Raw genomic sequence first — 17,401 nt, 5'->3', positions numbered from 1 at the left:
TTTCTACGCACCCGCCATTCGCTGCTGCTGTGCCGCAAAGGGGTGTGCGCCGAAGGCGGTGTGGATGACGTCGTGGATGCCGGCGTTGGAATCGTGCTTGCCGCTGCGTCCGCTGCCGGGTTGCGCGGTCCGCAGCACGGAAAGCACACCGCCAGTTTTTGAAGGAATGTCATTTTCAGTCCAGATGGCCGTTGAGTCACCATCTGTTGAATGTCGGCTGGAAAAGTTCCGTGTCGTGATGACCGGGCGCCGAATCGACGCCAGAGTCTTTCAGCGAGCACGGCGAACCGCTCACATGTTCCTGCGGTACTGCCCGCCCACCTCGAACAAGGCATTGCTGATCTGTCCCAGCGAGCATACGCGCACCGCTTCCATCAGGCGTGTGAACACGTTCTCGTCCCTGATTACCGCCTGCTGCAAGGCAGCCAGCGCCTGCGGTGCATCCTCGCGGTTGCGCGCATGGAAATCTTCCAGCCGCTGCAATTGCGACTGCTTTTCATCCTCGGTCGAGCGCGCCAGTTCCAGTGTGTGCGGTGTGTGATTGCCGTTCGGATTGCGGAAGGTGTTGACGCCGATGATGGGCAGCGTGCCGTCATGCTTCAGGTGCTCGTAATGCATCGATTCTTCCTGAATCCTGCCGCGCTGGTAGCCGGTTTCCATCGCGCCCAGCACGCCGCCGCGCTCGGCGATGCGCTCGAATTCCTGCAGCACCGCTTCCTCGACGAGATTGGTCAGTTCCTCGATGATGAAGGAACCCTGATTCGGGTTCTCGTTCTTCGCCAGGCCCCACTCGCGGTTGATGATCAGCTGGATCGCCAGCGCGCGGCGCACCGATTCGTCGGTTGGCGTGGTGATCGCTTCGTCGTAGGCATTGGTGTGCAGCGAATTGCAGTTGTCGTAGATTGCGATCAGCGCCTGAAGCGTGGTGCGGATATCGTTGAAGTCGATCTCTTGCGCGTGCAGCGAGCGGCCGGAGGTCTGGATGTGGTACTTGAGCTTTTGCGAGCGTTCGTTCGCGCCGTATTTGTCGCGCATCGCGACCGCCCAAATGCGGCGCGCGACGCGGCCGAGCACGGTGTATTCCGGGTCCATGCCGTTGCTGAAGAAGAAGGACAGGTTGGGCGCGAAATCGTCGATATGCATGCCGCGCGCCAGATAGGCTTCGACGAAGGTGAAGCCGTTCGATAGCGTGAAGGCGAGTTGCGAGATCGGGTTCGCGCCCGCTTCGGCGATGTGGTAGCCGGAGATCGATACCGAATAGAAATTGCGCACGCGGTTGTGCACGAAATATTCCTGGATGTCGCCCATCACCTTCAGCGAAAACTCGGTCGAGAAGATGCAGGTGTTCTGCCCCTGGTCTTCCTTCAGGATGTCGGCCTGCACCGTGCCGCGCACGTTTTCCAGCACCCACTCCTTGATCTTCGCGGCTTCGTCGTCGGTCGGTTCGCGCCTGTTGTCGGCGCGGAACTTGTCCATCTGCTGATCGATCGCGGTATTCATGAACATCGCGAGGATGGTCGGCGCCGGGCCGTTGATCGTCATCGAAACCGAGGTCGCCGGGTCGCACAGATCGAAGCCGTCGTACAGCACCTTCATGTCGTCGAGTGTGGCGATCGAGACGCCCGAGTTGCCGACCTTGCCGTAGATATCCGGGCGCAGCGCCGGGTCCGCGCCGTACAGCGTGACGGAATCGAAGGCGGTCGACAGCCGCTTGGCGGGCATGCCCTCGGACACCAGCTTGAAGCGGCGGTTGGTGCGGAAGGGATCGCCTTCGCCTGCGAACATGCGGGTCGGGTCTTCGCCCTCGCGCTTGAAGGCGAACACGCCGGCGGTGTAGGGGAAGGAGCCGGGCACGTTTTCCAGCATCAGCCAGCGCAGGATTTCGCCGTGGTCTTCGAAACGCGGCAGCGCGACCTTGCGGATCTTGGTGCCGGACAGGGTTTGCTGCACGAGGCGGGTGCGGATTTCCTTGTCGCGAATCCTGACGACGTACTCATCGCCGGAATATGCGGCCTGCATGTCGGGCCACATGGCGAGGAGTTTTTTGGCGGCGGGGTCGAACTGGTCGTCGCGTTCTTTTATCAATTCGTTCAGGGCGCTTGTTCCCTCCCCTTCAAGGGGAGGGTTAGGGGTGACGCAGGGGTTTCGAGGAGCATGCTCCTCGCCTGCGGAACGGTCCGGGCTTGCAAGCCCGGGCGCGCACTGCAAGTGGGGATGGGTTATCTGCGATGATGTCAAACCCATCCCCCTCCCGGCCTCCCCCTTAAAGGGGGAGGAGAGCAGCAGCATGCGCTTGCTCTCGGTTAGCTGCTGCCGTTCCCGCGCCAGCTTCACCTGCTTCTGCGTATTCCCGTGATACCCGCGCACCGTATCCGCAATCTCCGCGAGGTAGCGCGAGCGCGCCGGCGGCACGATGGCATTCCTGCCGGAAGAAAAACGCGCGGCAACCAGCGCGAGCCTGCCCGCTTTCACCTGCAATCCGAACTGCGCCAGCGTCGGCAGCAGGCCCTGATACAGCGCCGTCACGCCATCGTCGTTGAAGCGCGACGCCTGCGTGCCGTAGACCGGCATTTCCTCCGGCCGCTTGCTCCACAATTCGCGATTGCGCTGATACTGTTTCGCGACATCGCGCAATGCGTCCTGCGCGCCCTTGCGGTCGAACTTGTTGATCGCGACGAAATCGGCGAAGTCGAGCATGTCGATTTTTTCCAGCTGCGATGCCGCGCCGAATTCCGGCGTCATGACGTACATGCTGGCATCCACATGCGGCACGATGGCGGCGTCGCCCTGGCCGATGCCGGAGGTCTCGACGATGACGAGATCGAAGCCGGCCACCTTGCATGCCGCGATCACATCCGGCAATGCCTGCGAAATTTCGGAACCCGCTTCGCGCGTGGCGAGCGAGCGCATGAAGACACGCGCCTGGCCGTGCCACGGATTGATGGCATTCATGCGGATGCGGTCGCCCAGCAGCGCGCCGCCCGATTTGCGGCGCGATGGATCGATCGACACCACCGCGATGTGCAAGGTGTCATCCTGGTCGAGCCGGATGCGGCGAATCAGTTCGTCGGTTAGCGAGGACTTGCCCGCGCCGCCGGTGCCGGTAATGCCGAGTACCGGAATCCTGATGGTGTCGGCCGCCTTGTGCAATTCGGTCTTCAGCGCCGGTGCAACCTTGCCGTTTTCCAGCGCGGTGATCAGCTGCGCCAGCGGCCGCTGGCGCGCGCCGATGTCGCCGGCGGTCAATGCCTCCAGCGTGGCCGGTGCGTAGCCCGACAAATCCGCATCGCAGGCCTCGATCATCGACAGGATCATGCCGACCAGTCCCATGCGCTGCCCGTCTTCCGGACTGAAGATGCGCGTCACGCCGTACGCATGCAATTCGGCGATCTCGTGCGGCACGATCACGCCGCCGCCACCGCCGAACACCTTGATATGCGCGCCGCCGCGCTCCTTCAGCAGGTCGATCATGTACTTGAAGTATTCGACATGGCCGCCCTGGTAGCTGGACACCGCGATGCCCTGCGCATCTTCCTGCAGCGCGGCGGTGACGATTTCATCGACCGAGCGATTGTGGCCGAGATGGATCACTTCCGCGCCGTTCGCCATCAGGATGCGGCGCATGATGTTGATCGAGGCATCGTGGCCGTCGAACAGCGAGGCGGCGGTGACGAAGCGCACCTTGTTGGCGGGTTTGTACTCGGTCAGCGTGCGGGCGACGGACAGGTCGGTCATGGTGCGTTCCTTCGTGGGACGGCAGGCGGGAAAGGCTACGGTAGCTGACGTTAACGTTAACGTCAAGATGACGGCGGAACAAGTCCGGCAGATGCCATTCCGCAAGGAAAGAGAACGAAAAATGCCAGGAATCGCCTGGCGGTAAAACCCGCTTGCGCCGACCGACGGCGCATCGGGCGCGGCCCTCAGCCGGCCGGCCTGATCGCCTTGCGTTCGATGGAGGACGATAGGATGAGCGAGGTCGAGGTCACGCCGCAGCGCGTCAACTGGACGATCACCTTTTCCAGTTCCGCGACGGAAGGCGCAACCACCTTGACGATGCTGCAATCGTCGCCGGTGATGGAATGGCATTCGATGATTTCCGGCACCTGTGCCGCCACGACCTCGACCGGCGTGTCATGGCTGCGCCTGGAGACGCGGATGAAGGCGGTGATGCCGTAGCCCAGCGCCGCCGGATTGATGCGCGCGTGGTAGCCGGCGATGACTCCCGCCGCTTCCATCCGCTTGACCCGCTCGGCCACTGCCGGCTGGCTCATGTGGATGCGCCGTCCGATTTCGGCCAGCGTCGTGCGCGCATCGGTCTGCAGGATTTCGAGGATTTTCCCATCCATCGCGTCGAATTCGATTTTCATGGTCAACCGGATTCCTTTCGATTAAAGCGAAAGTATTTGCATTGCTTTGCCTTGCATTATGCATTCAAAAGACGTTTGCGGAGGCATACACTGTTTCGTGAAAAACAATATGGAAGAGCGAAACATGCGCCGCCTGCCCAAAACCGTCCTTCTGGCCTTGCTGACCGTGTATCTGGTCTGGGGCTCGACTTATCTGGCGATTCATGTATCGCTGATTTCCTTCCCGCCCTTCCTGCTGATGGCGACGCGCTTTCTGGTGGCGGGAGGCTTGCTGTTCGGCTGGCTCAAGCTGCGCGGCGCGCCGAGTCCGACGCTGCGGCAATGGCGCGACGGCGGCATCGTCGGCGTGTTGCTGCTGGCCGGCGGCATGGGATTGACTGCCGTGGCGCAGCAATACGTATCCTCGGGAATGACCGCCGTATTCATCGCCAGCGCGCCGTTGCTGTTCGCGCTGTGGGGTGGCTTGTTCGGCGAATGGCCGCGCGGGCGCGAATGGGTGGGCATTCTCGCCGGTTTCTCCGGTGCCGCCTTGCTGGCCAGCGGCGGCGAATTTGCGGCGCAGCCGGCCGGCGTGGCGGCATTGGCGGGCGCGCTGGTTTGCTGGACCTTCGGTTCGGTGCTGTCACAGAAGAAGCTGACGCTGGCGCCGGGCGCGATGGGCTTCGCCAGCGAGATGCTGATCGGCGGCATCTTTCTGCTGGGCGTCGGCCTGGTACGGGGCGAGGCGATCGTCATGCCGCTCGATGTCCGCGCCATGCTGGCCTGGGCCTATCTGGTGATTGCCGGTTCGCTCGCCGCCTTTTCCGCCTACATGTATCTGCTGGCGAACGTGACGCCGGCACTGGCGTCCAGCTATGCCTACGTCAATCCGGTCATCGCCGTTGTGCTGGGGGGATGGCTGGCCGGCGAAACGACGGGCACGCGGGAAGCGGTCGCCATGGCCGTCATCCTTGGCAGCGTGCTGCTGCTGACGACGTCACGCTCGCGCGGCAAACCGGCACCCGAACCAGGCGCTGCGCCGATTGCCGCAACAGCCGTCAAACATCATTGAGCGCATTGCGCCAACCAAACAGGAAACATCATGAACTGGAACACCTACCTGATCTTTGTCGTCACGACCGCGGTGGTCTGCCTGACGCCAGGGCCGGCTGCCTTGCTGGTCGTCGCGCAAGGCATTTCGAACGGATTGCGCCGTTCGTACTGGGCGATTGCCGGCATTGCGCTCGGCAATGCGATCTATTTTGCGCTGTCGGCTACCGGCATTGCGGCGCTGATCGTCGCCAGCAGCACGCTGTTCTCCATCATCAAATGGGTCGGCGTTGCCTATCTGTTCTATCTCGGATGGGCGGCGATCCGCAGCAAGTCGAGCGCGCTGACCGTCAGCGGGGATATCGGCCGCGCCACCTCCGGGCCGCGCGCCTTCTGGCAGGCGGTCGTGGTGGAGTTGTCCAACCCCAAGGCCTTATTGTACTTCGTTGCGCTGTTGCCGCAATTCATCGACCCGGCGAGGCCGGTCGGCATGCAGCTGCTGATATTCGGCGTCACCTGCATCGTGCTCGACACCGCCGCCTACAGCCTGTATGCATGGCTGGGCAGCAAGACGCGGCGGTTTACCGCCAACGAAAAATTCGTCAGGATCAGCAACCGCACCTCGGGCGGCTTGCTGATGGCAGCGGGGACAATGATGGCGATGGTGAAGAGCGCGGCGCAATAAGCGCGGCATTCCGGCGTGATCTAGAAAAACTCGACCGTATCGTTCGCCATTTCGGAATGCAGCAGGCCGCTGCTGACCAGCCCGTCGTAATAGCAGACGCGGTTGCGACCGTTTTCCTTGGCGTAGTACAAGGCCTGGTCGGCGTGGCCCAGGATCACCACCGGCGACTCCTGGGTGATGCAGGCGAAGCCGAGGCTGACGGTGACCTGGCCGACCTGCGGGAAGGCATGCTGCTCGACGCTGATGCGGAAACGCTCGAAAATCCGGTGCGCTTCCTCCAGCGTGGTGGAGCGCAGCAGCACCACGAACTCCTCGCCGCCGAAGCGGAACACGCGATCGTGTGCGCGGAATGAGGAGCGCAGCAGGTTGGCGACCAGGATCAGGACCTCGTCGCCGTACAGGTGACCGAACTGATCGTTGACTCGCTTGAAGTGATCGATATCGACCACGGCCAGCCACTGCGATGCGGCTTTTGCGTGGTGACGCCGCTCGTCCTCGCTCTCATGCGGCGCCCCCTCCGGTGCAGATGCCGCCAGCAGCCGGGAAAATTTTTCGTCGAAAGTCTTGCGGTTGAGCAGGCCGGTCAGCGAATCGCGTTCGCTGTAGTCGAGGATGCTTTGATAATTGCGGTAGACGCCGAGTATGCCTTCCAGCACGCGCAGCGTGTTGTCGCAATAGGGGGCGGGATTGGTGACTTCGAGGCAGGTGCTGACCTTGTCGTTCAGCCAGATCGGCAGCCACAGGATGCGCGCGCCGGCGGCGGTCATTTCCTCGACGCAGTTCTGGCGGTCCCTGATGGCGGAGATCAGGCTTGGAAAGCGGCTGATCGGCTCGCCCTGGTTCTCGATTTGCGTCGAGTCCTCGGCCAGCACGACCGCGCCGTTCTGCAGCCATGCCTTGGGCTGGACAAACAGCTGGTGGCGAAAGCGGAACAACTCATGCACTCTGACCTGCTCGGCGCCGGTCAGGGCCTGCAGCGCCGATACGACGGAAGAGTTGAGCAGCGTGTGGTCGCGCTGGCAGGTGATGTCGATGAGATGCTTGAGGAGCGCTTCCATCAGCAGATCCTTGTTCCGGACGCCTGCACCATGCGCGCCGAAGGCGAGCGGGACGTTAGGCGGAGTGGGCTGGACATGGAGGCGGCGTGTGGATGGTTTTTCGCGATGTGTGTTGCACTGCGATCCAGTGCGTCCCCCGGCAAATTCTTGATGCTGGTCAATACAGCCGGGCTATTTTATCCCGAATTTGATGCCATTTTGAAAATTGTCGTCGCTTTGGGATGACTGCCGCAACACTCCCCAGGCGCGTAGCCGCTTCCTTGCGGAGCCTTTCTTCATGGCATGAAACCGGCTGCGGTTTGATACCGGTTTCGGTACCTGTTTCGCATTTGCGCCTTCCTGCAGAAACCATGCACGCGGTTCGATGTCACATATGCATGCAACCTCCCATTTCCAGGCGCGAACTCATCTCCTCCATGATCGTTCCCCCAGACACCGTCCAGAGTGACCAGCTGTATCGTCTGATCCTGGACAATGCGATCGACTCGTTTGTCGCGATCGATGAGCACAGCTGCATCATCGAATGGAGCCGGCAAGCCGAAAAGATGTTCGGCTGGACGCGGCATGAAGCACTTGGGTTGGCGCTCACTTCCACCATCATCCCCGACCGTTATCACGCGGCGCATCTGCGCGGCATGCGGCGCTACCTGGACGGCGGCGAAAGCGTGATTCTCACGCGGCGCGTCGAGTTGGCCGCACGCCGCAAGGACGGCACCGAGTTCCCGATCGAACTGACGGTCACGCCCATCCATCTGGTGGGACGGATGATCTTTTCCGCGTCGATCAAGGATATCTCCCGCACAAAGGAACTCGAGGACCAGCTCCGCCGGCAGGCAGGCATCACCGAATCGATACTGGACGGCATGGCCGATGCGGTGGTGGTGGCCGATTCCTTGCAGCGCATCGTCATGGCGAATCCCGCTGCGCAGCGGCTGTTGAATCTGCGCCCGGCGCAAGAGGATCCCGAGCAGTCGATGCTGTCCTATCAGTTGTTCCGGCCGGACGGCGTGCGGCTGTTTCCGGACAGCGAGCGGCCGTTGGTACGGGCGATGCGTGGCGAATCCGTCAACGGCACGATTGGCCTCGTCTACCCGGAGGGGGCGCAGCACGCGGTGTGTGTCAGCGCCAATGCCCGGCCGCTGATCGACGGCAACGGCGCGATCATGGGCGCCGTGGTGGTGTTCCACGACATCACCGACCTGCGGCAGCGCGAAGAGGCGCTGGCGCTCCAGGCATCCCGCCTGCAGGAGCAGACCAGTCTGCTCGACCTGACCCATGACGCCATCCTGGTGCGCACGCCGGACGAGGTCATCACCTACTGGAATCGCAGCGCTGAACGGCTGTACGGCTACAGCAAGGACGAGGCGGTCGGCCAGGTCAGCCATGTGCTGCTGGCGACGAACTTTCCGCTGCCCTTCGAGCAGCTCCGGACCGTGATCACGGAAAAGGGCTACTGGGAGGGCGAGCTGGTGCAGACCACCAAGGAAGGGAAGGAGATTGTCGTTTTCAGCAAGTGGGTGCTGGAGCGCCAGAACGGCACGCCGCTGCGCTACCTCGAGATCAACACCGATGTGACGCAGCGCATCCAGACCGAGCGCGCGCTGCGCCAGTCGCAGGAAAACTACCGTCTGCTGGTGGATGCGTCCACCGATTACGCAATCCTGATGATCGATCCGGCAGGCATGATCGTGAGCTGGAATTCCGGTGCGGAAAACATTCTCGGCCTGTCGCAGGAAGAAGCCATCGGCCAGCCTGTCTCCAACCTGTTCACGCCGGAAGACCGCGACTTCGGCGAGCCGCTGCGCGAGCTGGAGGAGGCGCGCAAATACGGACGCTCCGAGGACGATCGCTGGCATGTGCGGCGCGACGGCACGCGCTTCTGGGCCAGCGGCGTGGTCACGCCCTTGTGGAACGAGGACGGCCGCCTGCGCGGCTTCGTCAAGATCATGCGCGACCGGACGGTGCAGCGCCTGGCCGACGAGCAGACCCAGTTCCTCGCCAACCACGACGCGCTGACCGGCCTGCCGAACCGGGTCAGCTTCAGCAGCCAGCTGCACCAGGCGATCGCGCGCTGCGAGCGCAACCACATCCCGTTCGCCGTGCTGCTGCTCGATCTCGACAGGTTCAAGCTCGTCAACGACACCTTCGGTCACGACGTCGGCGACCTGCTGCTGAAGGAAGTCGCACTGCGCATCGTGTCGTCGCTGCGCGAAACCGATTTCGTCGCGCGCCTGGGCGGCGATGAGTTCGTCGTGCTCCAGACCGACGTGTCGCAGCCGGCGGCGGCCGAAGTGCTGGCGCGCAAGCTGATCATCGAGCTGGGCCGCCCCTACACGCTCGATGCGAACGAGATCGTCAGCGGCGCCAGCGTCGGCATCTGCACCTATCCGGCCGATGCGAGAAATTCGGTCGAGCTGGTCAAGCATGCCGATCTCGCGCTGTATCGCGCCAAGAGCGGCGGCCGGGGCACCTTCCAGTTCTATACGCCCGACCTGTTCTCGGAGCACGCGTGGAAGAAGAATCGCGAGGAGGCATTGCGCAATGCGCTGAAGAACCACGAGTTCGCGCTGTACTACCAGCCGCAGATCGACTTGAGCAAATGGACCATCTCGACCGTGGAGGTCCTGCTGCGATGGCAGGCCACCGATCTCGAAGTCGTGTTGCCGAGGGACTTTCTCGCCGTGGCGGAGGAAACCGGCATCATCGTCGACATCGGCGAATGGGCGATGCGCCAGGCATGCCGCCAGGTCAGGAAATGGCAGACCCGCGGCATGGAGGACTTGCGCGTGTCATTCAACTGTTCCGCGCGGCAGTTCGGCGATCCGCAGTTCGTCAGGATGATCCTGCCGATCCTCGAGGAAACCGGACTCGACGCATCCAGCCTCGAACTGGAAGTCACCGAATCGATGCTGGCGATGCATCCGGAAATCAAGGAGCCGCTGGCGCAGCTGCGCGAGAGCGGCGTGCGCATCGCGATCGACAACTACGGCACCGGCACCACCGCGCTGATCGACCTGAAGGAGTTCGAGGTCGACAGCCTGAAGATCGACAAGGCCTTCGTGCAGCACCTGCCGCACCGCCGCAAGGATTCCGCGATCACGGCCGCCATCATCAATCTCGCCCACAACCTCGGCATCGGCGTGTCCGCCGGCGGCGTCGAGACCGTCGAGCAGCTCGCGTATCTGAAATCGCATGACTGCACCAGCGCGCAAGGCTTCATCTTCAGCCCGCCGGTGCCGGCGGACAAGTTCGAGGAGATCATGCTGAAAGGCTCGTGGTCGCGCATCAACCGCATGCCGCAATCGGGCGGCGCGCCCAGCTGGCACGAGATGCATTGATCGCGGAGGCCGTCCGCAAACCTGCTGCCGCTATCGCTCAATCGGCACGGGCGGCAAGGCCGTCAATGCGCGGGGCAATTCAAGGCGTTCACGGCGTTCACGGCGCGATCAATTTTTATGCGGCGCGCAGCCGCTCCGACACCAGCAGGGCGAAGGCCTCCGGCTTCCCGTAATACGCTTCGTGCCGCAGCGGTTCCAGACGTTCGCCGGTCTGCAGCACGAACGACGGAAAACCGCGCACGCCGGTGCGATCCATCAGTTGCCGCGTGCCGGCGACATGACGATGCGTCGGCGCGCCGATGCTCGCTTCATAGGCTTGCGAAAACGCGTTCTGCTCCAGTCCGATCGATGCGGCCAGGTCGGCCAGCACCTGTGGTTCGACCACGCGGCGGCCGGCGCGGTAATGCGCATGCTGGATCGCTTTCAGCATCGCCGGGCCGCTGCCGGGTCGCAGGGCCTGCGCCGCCAGGATCGCGCTGATCGTCGGCGCCGAATCATAGATCGTCGCCGGATCGGCCAGCAGCCCGTTCAGATAGGCATCGCCGAAGGGCTGGCCGCTGAGCTGGCCGATGCGCTGATCCGCAACCCGGATGTGTTCGCGCGTGGCGGCGGGCAGCTGCGTGCGCTGAAACAATCCGCCGCCGTGCAGCTGGACGGCGAGCCCGGCGGGAGCGGCTGCCTGCAGCGCCTCAAACAGCTGCTCAAGCAGCGGCTCGGCGGCATAGCACCAGCCGCACAGCGGATCGTAAATGTAGTGAAGCGTATCGGTCATGACGGTGGGTTTTCCTTCGGCTTGTCAGTAGGCGACGGTAAATCGCTGGCGCGGATGCGCCGGTTTTTCCAGTTCGTCGATCATGGCGACGGCGTAATCCTCGAGCGAGATAGTGCTGTTGCCCTGGGCGTCAGTCAGCAACTGGTCGGTGCCGAGGCGGAACTTGCCGGTGCGCTCGCCGGGCGCGATCATCGCCGCCGGACTGAGCATGGTCCAGTTCAGCGTCTGCTCTTCTTTCAAGAGCTTCAGCGCCTGGCGCGCACCCTCTGCGCTTGCCTTCCATTGCGCCGGAAAATCCGGCGTGTCCACCAATTGCACATTCGGCGCGACGTACAGGCTGCCCGCGCCGCCCACGACCAGCAGGCGCGGCACGCCCGCCTGCGTGGCGGCACCGATGATCGAGCGAATGCCGCGCATATAGTAATCGCAGACATCACCCTGTGCGTGACCGCTGAAGGCGCTGAGGACGGCGTCGAAACCCTTGAGCGCCTCGGCCAGACGTGCCTGGTCGAGCACGTCGATTGCCGCCGGCGTCAGATTGGCGGCGGCGGCGAGTTTGCCGGGATGGCCGGCGAATGCGGTCACCTGGTGTTGGCGTGCCAATGCTTCTTTCAGGAGTGCTGCGCCGATGAAACCGGTGGCGCCGATGAGTGCGATTTTCATGAGGTTCTCCGTGATGGGGTCGGTTCCCGGACAAGGCCGGGTCTGCATGGAGAGCCATCATCGCAGCATGGATTGATCAGATAAACATCTGAATGGATAATTCATTGTTACGAATTTAAAGACAATTGAGCAACATGGCGACGCTGGGACAAATCGATCTGAATACGCTGGTGGTGTTTGACGCGGTCGTCGAGAGCGGCGGCTTCACGGCGGCAGCGGAGCGGCTTGGCATCGCCAAGGCAAAAGTCAGTGTCCAGATCGGCCGGCTCGAAGCCGCGCTCGGCATCACGCTCTTCATGCGCACCACAAGGCGGGTCAGCCTGACCGATGCGGGGCGAAGCTTGCATCTGCAATGCCAGCCCTTGCTGCATGGCATGCAGGACGCCATCGATCAGGTCGAGTCGGGAACGAAAGAACTCGCCGGCACATTGCGCATCGGCACTACCGTCGATCACGCGGTGCAGTCACTCGCCGCTGCGGTCGCGCAGTTCACCGCGCTGCATCCGAAGCTGCAGATCGACGTGCGCACCGGCGACCGCGTCGTCGATCTCGTGGCGGAAGGGCTGGACATGGCGATCCGGATCGGCTGGCTGCGCGACTCCTCGATGCGCGCCGTGATGCTCGGCGAATTCGAGCAGTATGTCGTGGCATCGCCCGATTACCTGCGCCGCGCCGGACGCATCCGGCAGCCGGGGGATTTGCGCGAGCGGGACTGGGTGGCGCTCACGCTGTTGCAGACACCGCTCACGTGGCGTTTTGCCTCGCGTGCCGGCGACGTGCAGACGGTCCATGTGAAATCGCGCATCCGGGTGGATTCGCCCGGCGTGCTGCGCTCCATGCTGCGGCACGGCACCGGGGTGTCGGTGCTGGACCAGTACAGCGTGCAGGAAGACATCCGCGCGGGGCGCCTGGTGCGCCTGCTCGCCGACTGGACCTTGCCGCGCGGCGGCGTCTACGCGGTCACGCCGCCGGGGAAAGGCATGAATCCGCGCGCGCGGCAGTTCATCGAGTTCTATCGCGGCTTGCTGCAGATGCCGTGACGGCGGACGCGCTGCCGCCGGTCTTCGTCAACGCAACCGGCAGCTTCACTTGCGGTTGGCAATGCGCGCAACCGAGCCCTGTCTGAGCGCCGGTTGCGCCGCCGGCTTGCGCGGCATCTGAATCAACGTGGCGCTGGGGGCGGCGGGCGACTTGGCGCGCACCACCGGCTGCGTCACGTCGCGCGCCAGCTTGAACACCGCGACCGATTGCTCCAGCCGCATCGTTTCCTCATCCAGCCGTGCGGCGGAGGCGGCGGCCTGTTCGACCAGTGCCGCGTTCTGCTGCGTTGCCTGATCCATGCTCGAGATCGCCTGGTTGGCCTGATCGATGCCCTGGCTCTGCTCGCGGCTGGCGGTGCTGATCTCGCCCATGATGTCGGTCACGTGCTTGACCGAAGTGACGATCTCTTCCATGGTGCGCATCGCGTCATCCACCAGACGGTTGCCGTTCTCGACCTTGTCCACCGAATCGTCGATCAGGGTCTTGATTTCCTTGGCGGCGGAAGCCGAGCGCTGCGCGAGATGCCGCACTTCGGACGCCACCACCGCGAAGCCGCGGCCCTGCTCGCCGGCGCGCGCCGCTTCCACGGCGGCGTTCAAGGCGAGGATGTTGGTCTGGAACGCGATGCTGTCGATCAGGCCGATGATGTCCACGATCTTCCTTGCCGACTCGCTGATCTCGCTCATCGTCGCGCCGACCTGCGCCACTGCCGTGCCGCCCTTGCCGGCGATCTGCGAGGCCGACATCGCGAGCTGGTTGGCCTGGGTCGCGTTGTCCGCGTTCTGCTTCACGGTCGCGGCCAGTTCTTCCATGCTCGACGCGGTTTCTTCCAGGCTGGCCGCCTGCGACTCCGTGCGGCCCGACAGGTCGATGTTGCCGGAGGCGATTTCACGCGTGCCGGTGCGGATCGAGGCGACGTTGGCGCGCACGTCGCCGATGATGGATTGCAGGTTGACGTTCATCTGCTGCAGCGCGCGCACCAGTTGCCCCATGTCGTCGTTGCGCGAGGATTCGAAGCTGTTGGACAGATCGCCGCCGGCAATCGCGCGCGCCACGTCCGTCACATCCCTGAGCGGCCGCACGACCGAGACCGACAGGATGTGCCACAGGCGCGCGCAGACCAGCAGACCGGCGACGGTCGCGCCGGCGATCCAGGACGACAGGGCGGTGCCGGCATGCGATGACCACGCAGCGACGCCGAGGGTGGCGATGCCTGCGCCGATGAGGCCAAGGTTGAGGCCGATGCGCAGGCGCAGCGGCATGTGGCGCAGGGATGCGATCCTGCCTTTGAGTCCGGTATGGACCACCGCGCCGCGCCGGATCGCGACGTCTTTCGCGGTACCGGTCCTCAGCTCGCGATACAGGATTTCGGCCGCTTCCACCTCGGCGCGCGAAGGCTTGGTGCGCACCGACATGTAGCCGACGGTCCGGCCGCCTTCACGCACCGGCGTGACGTTGGCCTGCACCCAGTAATGGTCGCCGTTCTTGCGGCGGTTCTTGACGAGGGCGGTCCATGGCAGGCCTTCCTTGAGCGTCTCCCACATGTCGGCAAACGCTTCGGGCGGCATGTCCGGGTGACGCACGATGTTGTGCGGAGCGCCGAGCAACTCGTCTTCCGAAAATCCGCTGACCTCGATGAAGTACGGATTGACGTAGGTGATTTTCCCCTTGGTGTCGGTTTTCGAAACGATCGATAGTCCGTCAAGCAATGCGTACTCGGTGTTGGTGACGGGCAGGTTGTTGCGCATGTGGTGCTCCTTTTGATTCCGTGTTCTTTGCGGAGAGTGCGAGATATTTCTCTATGGAAATAATAGTCGTTATTTAAGCCGACAATTTCATTGATGTAAATCAAGAATTGCCGCCACGCTGAAATCACACGGAATGACGGAATGACGGAGTGACAAGAAGTGATGCGCGACGATGAATTGCTTCCTTGTCATTCCTGTCCGGTTGTCGCGTTCTTGTTACCTGCAGTCCATAAAGGCGGAGCGCACGCGACCGTAAACGGCGTTGGCGACATGCGTCTGCACGGACGATTCGGCAGACACATGATCGAAATATCAAGATAGCGAAATGGAATCATGGCAGAGATGCAAAACACGGAAACAACATCAGGCCTGCTCGAAGCGCTGGCCTTCACGCTCGGCAGCGAGGAATACGGCATCAACATCCTGAAGGTGCAGGAGATCCGCGGCTACGACGCGGTGACGAAGATCGCCAACGCGCCGGAGTTCATCAAGGGCGTGGTCAATCTGCGCGGCGTGATCGTGCCGATCGTCGACATGCGCATCAAGTTCAATCTCGGCACCCCCACCTACGACCAGTTCACGGTCGTCATCATCCTCAACATCGGCGAGCGCGTGGTCGGCATGGTGGTCGACAGCGTGTCGGACGTGATCACGCTGCCCCCCGAACAGATCAAGCCGGCGCCGGAGATGGGCACCGCGCTGAACACCGACTACCTGATCGGGCTCGGCACCATCGACCAGCGCATGGTGATCCTGGTCGACATCGACCGCCTCATGTCGAGCGCGGAGATGGGCATCATCGAAAAAATGGCCGCCTAGCGTACAAGTCGGCACGAGCCAGGTACGGACAGACCGCCTGCGAATGTCTTGCGGTGAACAAGCTTGAAGGAAATCGAAATGAAGAATCTGAAGATCGGCACTCGCCTGGGTATCGGCTTTGCCGTCGTTTTGTTGTTGATGACGCTCATGATCGGCATCGGCATATGGCGCTTGCAGGCCGTGGCTGAGACAACGCAGGACATGATGCAAAAGCCTGTCGCGAAAGAGCGCATGATCAGCGACTGGTATCGCAATCTCCATAGCGGCGTGCGCCGCACGATGGCCATTGCGAAAAGTTCGGACGACAGCCTGCGCACCTTCTTCGCGGAAGAAGTCGCGGCCAGCACCAAGGGTTCCGGCGAGCTGCAAAAAGAGATAGAAAAGCGGCTCGAAAGTCCCGAGGAGAAGGCGCTGTTCCAGGAAATCGGCGAGAAACGGAAAGTCTATCTTTCCTCGCGCGATGCGATTGCCAAACTGAAAGCCGAAGGCCGGATTGAAGAAGCCGGGCAGATTTTCGACAAAACCTTCATCCCCGGTTCGAAAGCCTATGTGGAGCTGGTGCAGAAGCTGCTCGACATGCAGCGCGCCAGCATCGATGAAGCCGCGCAAGAGATCGACGCGATTTACACGACAAGCCGCAACCTGCTTGTCGCGCTCGGCGTGTTCGCGCTCGCCTTTGGCGCGGTCTGTTCCTGGCTGCTGACCGTCGGCATCACGCGGCCGCTGAACAAGGCGGTGAGCATCACACGCACGGTTGCCTCGGGCGACCTGACCAGCCACATCGACGCGACCGGCCGGGACGAGACGGGCCAGCTGCTGCAGGCATTGAAGGACATGAACGGCAGCCTGGTGCGGATCGTCAGCGAAGTGCGCAGCGGTACCGAATCGATCACCACCGCATCGAGCGAGATCGCGGCGGGCAACCAGGACCTGTCCTCGCGCACCGAGCAGCAGGCCAGCTCGCTGGAGGAAACCGCGTCCTCGATGGAGGAACTTACTTCGACCGTGAAGCAGAATGCGGTCAACGCGCTCGAAGCCAACCAGCTCGCGGCGACCGCCTCCGGCGTGGCGGTCAAGGGTGGCGAGGTGGTGGCGCAGGTGGTCGAGACGATGGACTCGATCAACGCCTCGTCGAAGAAGATCGTCGACATCATCAGCGTGATCGATGGCATCGCCTTCCAGACCAACATCCTCGCACTGAACGCGGCGGTGGAGGCGGCCCGCGCCGGCGAGCAGGGCCGCGGCTTCGCGGTGGTGGCGTCGGAAGTGCGCAACCTCGCGCAGCGTTCGGCCTCCGCCGCCAAGGAAATCAAGTCGCTGATCGACGACTCGGTGGAGAAGGTCGATACCGGCAGCAAGCTCGTCACCCGGGCCGGCGCGACGATGGACGAGATTGTCGAGAGCGTGAAGAAAGTGACTGACATCATGGCCGAGATCACCGCCGCCAGCCAGGAGCAGAGCCAGGGCATCGAGCAGGTCAATCAGGCGGTCACGCAGATGGATCAGGTCACGCAGCAGAATGCGACGCTGGTCGAGCAGGCCGCCGCCGCCGCGCAGGCGATGCAGGATCAGGCCGGCGCGCTGTCGCAGGTGGTCAGCGTGTTCAAGGTGGACCATCAGCAGGCAAGGATCGCGACACCGGTCAGGCGCGCAGCCGTGCCGGCGTCCAGGACGACGACGCTGACCGCCCAGCCGCGCAAGGCAATTCCTTCCCCTGTGGCCCCCAAACAGCTGGCAGCGGCGCAGGGAGGCGACTGGGAAGAATTCTGATGCATCGGATCGGCGGACTGCACCAGCTTCGCCGATCTGCGGCAAAAGGCGGAATCAGGCCCGATCGTTGTCAAAGATGACAGTCGTCAAAAGCATCGCATGCGAATAAAA

Annotated in this window: 14 protein-coding genes; 7 read left to right on the top strand and 7 right to left on the bottom strand. The window is 63.1% G+C overall.

What is annotated here, in order from left to right; genetic code table 11:
• Positions 1–3: 3 nt before the first annotated feature.
• From D3870_RS23090 to D3870_RS16780, 3 genes are all read right to left on the bottom strand, one after another.
• Positions 4–138: a hypothetical protein gene (locus D3870_RS23090; RefSeq protein ID WP_277986367.1), complete on the bottom strand. Its 135-nt coding sequence runs from the start codon at positions 136–138 to the stop codon at positions 4–6.
• A 153-nt stretch (positions 139–291) separates the two neighbouring features.
• Positions 292–3,735, bottom strand: a complete 3,444-nt coding sequence (locus D3870_RS22850) for a methylmalonyl-CoA mutase family protein (protein WP_242490011.1) — start codon at positions 3,733–3,735, stop codon at positions 292–294.
• A gap of 185 nt (positions 3,736–3,920) precedes the next feature.
• On the bottom strand, positions 3,921–4,367 hold the full coding sequence (locus D3870_RS16780) for an Lrp/AsnC family transcriptional regulator (protein ID WP_199710684.1): 447 nt from the start codon (positions 4,365–4,367) through the stop codon (positions 3,921–3,923).
• A gap of 124 nt (positions 4,368–4,491) precedes the next feature.
• On the opposite strand from D3870_RS16780, the gene yedA reads away from it, so the two are divergent.
• Together yedA and D3870_RS16770 are read left to right on the top strand one after the other, a co-directional pair.
• Positions 4,492–5,418: a drug/metabolite exporter YedA gene (gene yedA, locus D3870_RS16775; RefSeq protein ID WP_242490010.1), complete on the top strand. Its 927-nt coding sequence runs from the start codon at positions 4,492–4,494 to the stop codon at positions 5,416–5,418.
• 30 nt (positions 5,419–5,448) lie between these two features.
• A complete protein-coding gene (locus D3870_RS16770) occupies positions 5,449–6,081 on the top strand; it encodes a LysE family translocator (RefSeq protein ID WP_119740868.1) in 633 nt (210 codons plus the stop codon).
• Positions 6,082–6,101: 20 nt separating this feature from the next.
• On the opposite strand, the gene D3870_RS16765 is transcribed toward D3870_RS16770, so the two are convergent.
• Positions 6,102–7,139: a GGDEF domain-containing protein gene (locus D3870_RS16765; RefSeq protein ID WP_199710682.1), complete on the bottom strand. Its 1,038-nt coding sequence runs from the start codon at positions 7,137–7,139 to the stop codon at positions 6,102–6,104.
• On the opposite strand from D3870_RS16765, the gene D3870_RS16760 reads away from it, so the two are divergent.
• The gene (locus D3870_RS16760; RefSeq protein ID WP_147375812.1) at positions 7,119–7,364 is read left to right on the top strand and encodes a hypothetical protein; all 246 of its coding nucleotides are present in this window, start codon (positions 7,119–7,121) and stop codon (positions 7,362–7,364) included. The two genes, D3870_RS16765 and D3870_RS16760, sit on opposite strands and share 21 nt — an antisense overlap.
• A gap of 191 nt (positions 7,365–7,555) precedes the next feature.
• Positions 7,556–10,477, top strand: a complete 2,922-nt coding sequence (locus D3870_RS16755; protein ID WP_158590487.1) for a sensor domain-containing protein — start codon at positions 7,556–7,558, stop codon at positions 10,475–10,477.
• A gap of 115 nt (positions 10,478–10,592) precedes the next feature.
• Here the strand turns inward: D3870_RS16755 and D3870_RS16750 are convergent, their stop codons facing one another.
• Positions 10,593–11,249 (bottom strand): DsbA family protein, encoded by a 657-nt coding sequence (locus tag D3870_RS16750; RefSeq protein WP_119740860.1) that lies wholly within the window; start codon positions 11,247–11,249, stop codon positions 10,593–10,595.
• A gap of 24 nt (positions 11,250–11,273) precedes the next feature.
• Positions 11,274–11,912, bottom strand: coding sequence for an NAD(P)-dependent oxidoreductase (locus D3870_RS16745; RefSeq protein WP_119740859.1), 639 nt, complete (start codon positions 11,910–11,912; stop codon positions 11,274–11,276).
• 134 nt (positions 11,913–12,046) lie between these two features.
• On the opposite strand from D3870_RS16745, the gene D3870_RS16740 reads away from it, so the two are divergent.
• Entirely contained in the window at positions 12,047–12,952 is a 906-nt protein-coding gene (locus D3870_RS16740; RefSeq protein ID WP_119740858.1) for a LysR family transcriptional regulator, read from the top strand.
• Between the two features lie 45 nt (positions 12,953–12,997).
• On the opposite strand, the gene D3870_RS16735 is transcribed toward D3870_RS16740, so the two are convergent.
• Positions 12,998–14,701 (bottom strand): methyl-accepting chemotaxis protein, encoded by a 1,704-nt coding sequence (locus tag D3870_RS16735; RefSeq protein ID WP_119740857.1) that lies wholly within the window; start codon positions 14,699–14,701, stop codon positions 12,998–13,000.
• A 333-nt stretch (positions 14,702–15,034) separates the two neighbouring features.
• On the opposite strand from D3870_RS16735, the gene D3870_RS16730 reads away from it, so the two are divergent.
• Both D3870_RS16730 and D3870_RS16725 read left to right on the top strand, forming a co-directional pair.
• On the top strand, positions 15,035–15,520 hold the full coding sequence (locus D3870_RS16730) for a chemotaxis protein CheW (protein ID WP_422879656.1): 486 nt from the start codon (positions 15,035–15,037) through the stop codon (positions 15,518–15,520).
• A gap of 78 nt (positions 15,521–15,598) precedes the next feature.
• A complete protein-coding gene (locus D3870_RS16725) occupies positions 15,599–17,290 on the top strand; it encodes a methyl-accepting chemotaxis protein (protein WP_119742259.1) in 1,692 nt (563 codons plus the stop codon).
• The last annotated feature ends 111 nt before the right edge of the window (positions 17,291–17,401 follow it).

The sequence above is a fragment of the Noviherbaspirillum cavernae genome, from assembly GCF_003590875.1.
In the GTDB taxonomy this organism is placed as follows: domain Bacteria; phylum Pseudomonadota; class Gammaproteobacteria; order Burkholderiales; family Burkholderiaceae_D; genus Noviherbaspirillum; species Noviherbaspirillum cavernae.
Note: the sequence above shows the minus strand (reverse complement) of the source record. Positions and strands in the feature narration are given on the sequence as shown.